Origin of the sequence: Streptomyces sp. DH12, assembly GCF_020873895.1 — a bacterium.
Taxonomy (GTDB): domain Bacteria; phylum Actinomycetota; class Actinomycetes; order Streptomycetales; family Streptomycetaceae; genus Streptomyces.
Map to the genome: position 1 here is coordinate 1 of NZ_JAHWGT010001340.1, position 421 is coordinate 421.

Below are 421 nucleotides of genomic sequence, written 5' to 3' on the forward strand. Positions count from 1 at the left end.
TGCTCGTGGCGGCACCCGCCCAGGCGGCGCCCGTGTTCAAGGCACCCTTCGCCTGCGGCCAGAAGTGGACGTACAGCCACCACTCGGCCGAGGTCCGGCAGGCGCTCGACTTCGTCCGCAGCGACGGCGGCGCCACGAGCGGCGCGCCCGTGCTCGCCTCGGCGGCCGGGACCGCCACCCGGCACTACGAGGCCAACGGCGCCGGCAACTACATCGTGATCGACCACGGCAGCGGCTGGAAGACCTACTACTTCCATCTGAACGCCTTCTCCGTCGCCAGTGGCGCCTACGTCGGCCAGGGACAGCAGATCGGGACGACGGGCAGCACCGGAAACAGCTCCGGCGCCCACATCCACTACGAACAGCTCCTCAACGGCGTCGGCCAGCGGATCACCATCAACGGAACCGCCCTCCCCTACCC

1 protein-coding gene is annotated in these 421 nt (G+C 70.1%); it reads left to right on the forward strand.

Features of this window, described 5'->3' with window-relative positions; translation table 11 throughout:
- Positions 1 to 5 precede the first annotated feature (5 nt).
- A partial coding sequence (locus LPA54_RS39985; protein WP_228985321.1) for a M23 family metallopeptidase occupies positions 6 to 421 on the forward strand: 416 nt, incomplete at its 3' end.